This window comes from Streptomyces sp. NPDC055078 (assembly GCF_053607985.1).
Window position 1 is genome coordinate 1 of the sequence record NZ_JBSGUP010000724.1, and the last position, 3988, is coordinate 3988.

Genomic DNA, 3988 nt, shown 5'->3' on the forward strand with positions numbered 1-3988 from the left:
CACCAGCACACTGCTCCCGTCAAGGCTCACATGAAAATTGGCGGCAATGGCACCCGGGTAGGCGCGCTCCTCGCCCTCCGTCTCCTCCTCCGCGGCCAGCAGCCCGTCGATCCACTGCCGGGCGGCCTCCGCCCCGGCCATCGGGAAGACCGCGGCCGGGAAGCACCGGGGCACCGGTTCCGGTTCGGTGAGCGCCCCGCCGCGCCCTCGCTACTGGTCCAGGCCCCAGCTGTGGATCTTCCTCGGGTGGATGCGGATCAGCTCCTCGCTGAAGGAGGAGCCCAGTTCGTGCGGGCCCGTCAGGAGTTCGGCCTCCCCCCTGATGTCCACGCCCCGCACCCGCCAGGGCCGCAGGCTCACGATGTCGTCCACGACCAGAGCGACCTTCGGGTTCTTCTGGAGGTTCCGCCACTTCTTCGTGGTCGCCAGCGCGTGGCCGCCGATCAGGATCGTGCCGTCCTCCTGGGGGAAGAAGCCGACCGGGTTCGCCTGCGGCTGGCCGTTCGGGTCGACGGTCGCCAGCCTGCCCAGTCGCTGGGAGGCGAGGTATGCCCGCTCGGCATCGGTGAATTGGCTCATGGACGCAGCCTCACACGCCGGGCGCCCCGCCCACGCACCGGGCGGTGTCCGGCCCTTGACGCGCCGCTCCATGGACGGTCCGGCTCATGGCTGGTCCGAGACCAAGGCGGTCCGGATCCTTGACGGTCCGGATCCATGCCCGGTCGGCCGGATCAGCTCGCGATGACCACGCCCAGCCAGGCACCCACCACCAGCAGCGAGGCGAACAGCTCCACCAGCACACTGGTCCCGCAGGCCCGCATCACCGCGCGGGTCGACGCCACGGCCGGGCCATGGCCGCCCAGGCGGTGGCGCTCGGTGCCGTAGATCCCGCCGATGAAGCCCGGTATCGCGCCGACCACCGGCAGGAGACAGAAGCCGAGGACCGCGCCCGCGCCCGCGAAAGCCGCCATCTGCCGGGTGACACCGACTCCGCGCAGCCTGCGCGGGGGCAGCAGCCACACCACGACCTGGTCGACCAGGAGCAGCGCGGTGGAGGCGACCAGCAGGACCCAGGCGGGTCCGGACTGCTCGTGCAGGGACCACCAGAGCACCGCGGCCCAGACCAGCCAGCGGCCCGGGATGCCCGGGACGATCACCCCGGCGAGGCCCAGCAGCATGACCAGGCCGATCAGCAGGAGCTGCCACACGCCCATCTGCCAAGGGTGCAGGATCGGAGGCATTCCCGCACGCGCGTTTCCGGGCAGCCCGGAGTGTCCGGCGTATCCGGGGGGCGTTGGGGGCGCGGACCTCCCGGTCCCCGGGCCCCGCCCGGGCCCGGTGTGCCCGGGTGCGCGTCGGCCGGGCCCGCGTGCCTCGCGCCGGGCCGCGTTCCCGGGTCACTTCGGGCGGTCGCGGGAGATCCAGCCCTTGGCGTGGGCGTGCCAGCCGAGTTGGAGACGGGTGGTGACACCGGTGAGTTCCATGAGGCCGCGGACACGGCGCTGGACCGTGCGCAGACCCAGGTCGAGCTGTTTGGCCACGCGGGCGTCGGTCATCCCGGCGAGGAGGAGGGAGAGGATCTCCAGATCGGTGGGGTCGGGTCCTGCCACGGTCTCCTCGTAGAGGCCGGGGGAGCGGCCACCGCCGAGGCGCAGGGGGAGGGCACCCTGCCACACCGCGTCAAAGAGGCCGAGCAGGGACTCCAGTAAGCCGCTGCCGTGGACGACGAGTGCGGTCGGGTCGGCGGCGCGCACGGTCAGGGGGACCATCGCCAGCGCGCGGTCGGCGACGACCAGCCCGGTCGGCACCCGGTCGACCACGCGGATCTGCTCGTCGCGACCCAGCGCCGCGGTCAGCGCGCCGACCCCGCCGGGCAGCCACAGCGTCTCGCGCTCGATCACCGTGCGATACGCGATACCCGGCCGGGAACCGGTTCTGTCGGCTCCGCCGTCCGCGCCCTGGACCAGGGCGCAGACCTCACCGGCCGCGCCCAGCCGGAGCTGTTCGCGGCGGTGGGCGACGGCGCTGCGGCCCGTCACCACCTCGATCGGATCGCGTACGGCCGGTTCGGCGACCTCGGCGCGGTACTCATGGGTGAGCCGGGCCGCCGCCCGTTCCGCCTGTTCCAGCTCGCGGCGCTGTCGGCTCAGCAGCGCGCCGAGCGCCACGCCCGGCGGCGCGGCGACCCAACGCCCCACCCGCGCCGGGGACCGCGCGGCCAGCCCCTGCTGTTCGAGCCGCCGCAGGGCCTGTTCCGTATCGGGCTCGGGCAGATCCAGCCGATGGGCGAGGTCGGTGACCTCCGCCGCTCCGAGGGCGACCAGGGCGCGGTACGCGGACTCCTGTCTCCCGTCGAGACCTATCGCTCCCAGCACCAGTCCCCTCCCAGTACCAGTTCTCCCCGGACGCGCGCACTCCCCACCCTGTGCCGGCGAGCGCCGACGGCGTACCGCCGCAGCGTCCATCATCCCCGTACGGCTCGCCGCGCTGCCAAGGGGGCCGCCCCCGGCGTCGCGGGCGCGGTGGCCGTCCGTACCGCCCATCGCGCCCCCGTTCCACGGAGATTGGTGTGCGCGGCGGACGCGTCACCGCGCACGGCATTTCGGGATGCGCAGTTTTCCGGCGGCTCTCGCGGTGGACAATATGGGCATGAGCCCGCAGGCCGAAGACGACTGGTGGAACCGGCTGTACGACGAGTCCGCCCCGGACACGGGACCGGCCCCGGCGTCCGGCGAGACCCTCGACACCCACTTCGACTCCGCCGCCGACGCGGTGACGACTCCGGCGCGGGACCCGGGGGACGCCTCGGAGGATCCCGTCCGCGCGCGAGCGTGGTGGGAATCGGACCCGGCGGACACCCTCGGTGCGCCGGACGAGTTCGACGCGCCGGACACCCTTGACGCACCGGACGACTTCGACGCGCTGGACGGCTTCAGTGGTCCGGACACCGGCGATGTCCCGGACCGGGCCGGTCAGCAGGACAGCCCGGTGGCCCGGTACAGCCCGAGCAGCCCGATCAGCCCGATCAGCCAGGGCGGACCGGGCGGCCGGGACAGCCCTGTCGGTCCGGCCGGTCCGGCCGGGCAGGACAGCCCGGACGCGGGGGAGAAGCCGCCGTCGGTGGGCGGCTGGTTCGGGTCCGGCTCCCCGCCTCCGCCGCGCCCGCCGGGCACCCCCGGCGACCCGGGCGACCCGGGCGGGCAGGACCGGCCGGGCACCCCTGGCGCACCCGACTCGCCCGGGTGGCCGACGCCGTCCGCCACGCCTACGCCGACGCCGTCCGCCACGAGCGCTGCCGGGGGACTGGGCGTCCCGGACCCGGCCGGGACCTCCGGCGCGGAGAGCGCGAAGAGCGGGGAGGGAGGGGAGGGAGGGGAGAGCGCGAAGAGCGGGGCGAGCACAGACGCCTCCGCCGGTGGGTTCCACGCACCGGACCCGCGCGCGGCCCCCACCCCAGATCCCACCCCAGATCCGATCGCGGACCCGAGCCCCGCTCCGATGGCGGACGCGGACGTCCCGGTCGCGCCGGAAGGTCCGACGCCGGGGACCACGCCCCGCGATACGTTCCAGGGCCCGCCGCCCCCGTCCGCCCCGCCCGCCGTGGCGGCCGTGCCGGACCCGCCGCTGCCACCGGTCCCGCCCAGGGCCCCGAAGGCTCCGGCGCGGGTACCGGAGCCGCCGCGGCAGCGTGCCCCCTGGGAGCCGCCCACGGCACCCTCGCAGCCGCCCCGGCCCCCGGAGCCCCCGCCGCGGTCGCGTCCGCACACGGGGTACATCGGCGACGGGCCGCCGACCTACGACCCCGAGCCCACCGCGCTGCCCACCGCCACCCCCGACGGCCTGGCCCATCTGGTCCCCGACACGGTTCTCGACGGGGCCCGGTACAGTGCGTACACCCTGCGGGCCGCGTCCGTACGGGGGGAGGAGCGGGAGCAGGCCCTCTTCGACGGGGGCGGCGTCCAGGCTCGTCAGGAGGACCACCAGGGAC

3 protein-coding genes and 1 pseudogene are annotated in these 3988 nt (G+C 75.2%); 1 reads left to right on the forward strand and 3 read right to left on the reverse strand.

What is annotated here, in order from left to right; all coding sequences use genetic code 11:
• Positions 1-210: 210 nt before the first annotated feature.
• From ACWF94_RS35500 to ACWF94_RS35510, 3 genes are all read right to left on the reverse strand, one after another.
• Entirely contained in the window at positions 211-579 is a 369-nt protein-coding gene (locus ACWF94_RS35500; protein WP_453498345.1) for a PPOX class F420-dependent oxidoreductase, read from the reverse strand.
• A gap of 152 nt (positions 580-731) precedes the next feature.
• Positions 732-1214, reverse strand: a complete 483-nt coding sequence (locus tag ACWF94_RS35505) for a DUF456 domain-containing protein (protein ID WP_453498348.1) — start codon at positions 1212-1214, stop codon at positions 732-734.
• A 183-nt stretch (positions 1215-1397) separates the two neighbouring features.
• Positions 1398-2375 (reverse strand): helix-turn-helix domain-containing protein, encoded by a 978-nt coding sequence (locus ACWF94_RS35510; protein WP_453498351.1) that lies wholly within the window; start codon positions 2373-2375, stop codon positions 1398-1400.
• 274 nt (positions 2376-2649) lie between these two features.
• Between ACWF94_RS35510 and ACWF94_RS35515 the strand changes: the two are divergent.
• Positions 2650-3988: pseudogene (locus ACWF94_RS35515) on the forward strand (hypothetical protein); the annotation flags it as partial.